Below are 1,484 nucleotides of genomic sequence, written 5' to 3'. Positions count from 1 at the left end.
CTACACAAATCCCCCGGTAAATTCGGGGGATTTTTTTGAACTCGCGCTGATGTTGTTGATCTGATCTACAAAACAACTTTAGGCGCACTCTATGAATTTTATTTCCAACCCAGCACAATGGGCCCAACATCTCTTCCAACACGCCAGTCTAGGTGATGCAAGGCGCGTCAAACGCTTGATTGCATTGTCGGCAACGCTGGCTGCTCATACGGGGAAATCTGTGCCGCAAGCCAGTCAAACTGCCGCTGATATTGAAGCCGCTTACCGTTTTATCCGCAATGAGGCCATTTCGGCCGATGCCATCGCCGAAGCAGGCTTTATGACAACGACGCAAGAAGCCTTAGCATTTGACACCTTACTGGCACTGGAAGACACCAGTTCGCTGAATTTCTCTCACAAAGGGGTCCGTGATGAACTGGGGCATATTACGTCTCATCTATCGAGCCGCGGATTTCAAGCACATTCGGTGTTGCTGTATGCACCGTTACAGAAGCAAGTGGTAGGTTTAATTGAACAACATCTGTGGACCCGCGACATAGCAACGATGGGAAAGCACAAAGATGCAACCAAAAGACCTTATGGGGAAAAAGAGAGTTTTAAATGGCAGCGGGCCTCACAAAATGTCGCTAATCGTTTGGGTCAACACATGGCACATGTGGTCAGTGTCTGTGACCGCGAAGCGGATTTAATTGAGTACCTACAATATAAACTCGAGCATCAACAACGGTTTGTGGTGCGCTCGATGATAAGTCGGCATATCGAAGAAGCCGAAGGTAAGTTACATCTGTACGGCCATTCGCTGCAAAGTGCTGGGGAGCGAATGGTAGAGGTGGTCCAAAAAGGGGGGCGCAAAGCCAGAGTAGCCACCTGTGAAGTCCGTTTTGCACCGGTAACCCTGAAAATGCCAAGCAATAAAGTCGGCGGAAGTACGCCGTTGTTTTATGTCAGTTGTATTGAAAAAGGCAATGTAGATGGATTGTGCTGGCACCTGCTGACGTCGGAACCCGTCACCACGACGGAGCAAGCGCTGACGATTCTGTGCTGGTATGAAAAGCGCTGGCTGATAGAAGACTTCCATAAATCCTGGAAAAGCGGCGGGACTCAGGTTGAAGACTTGCGTTTACAAAGCAAAGACAATTTGGAGCGGATGATTACTATCCTAGCGTTTATTGCGGTGCGAGTTCAACAGTTGCGCCATCTTGGGTTACAACAAGAACTGGCAAAGCAACAAAGCTGTGAAACATTGTTGGGTTGCAAAGCGTGGAAATTACTGTGGCTGAAAGTTGAAAAAAGCCGCCCACCCAAGCAAGCACCAAGTGTGCACTGGGCTTATCTCAGTTTAGGGAAATTAGCGGGTTGGCACGATAGTAAACGAACAGGAGTCGTTGGTTGGGAGCGGTTATGGGAAGGATGGTTCAAACTGCAAACCATCCTTGAAGGCTATGAATTGGCACAGTCTCTTGAGTACGAAATGTGATCAAGAG

At 48.5% G+C, this 1,484-nt stretch carries 1 protein-coding gene; it reads left to right on the top strand.

Going from position 1 to position 1,484, the window contains the following annotated elements; translation table 11 throughout:
- Positions 1 to 91: 91 nt before the first annotated feature.
- Positions 92 to 1,477 (top strand): IS4 family transposase, encoded by a 1,386-nt coding sequence (locus tag COW15_RS01225; protein WP_293628941.1) that lies wholly within the window; start codon positions 92 to 94, stop codon positions 1,475 to 1,477.
- Positions 1,478 to 1,484: the final 7 nt, after the last annotated feature.

Source organism: Shewanella sp. CG12_big_fil_rev_8_21_14_0_65_47_15, assembly GCF_002783505.1.
Classification (GTDB): Bacteria; Pseudomonadota; Gammaproteobacteria; order Enterobacterales; family Shewanellaceae; genus Shewanella.
The sequence above is the reverse complement of the archived record's forward strand: the minus strand, read 5'-3'. Positions and strand labels throughout refer to the sequence as shown.

What these genes read in the sequence shown, in the direction of transcription:
- COW15_RS01225 (WP_293628941.1), top strand. Translation starts at nt 92, where the DNA reads ATGAATTTTATTTCCAACCCAGCACAATGGGCCCAACATCTCTTCCAA.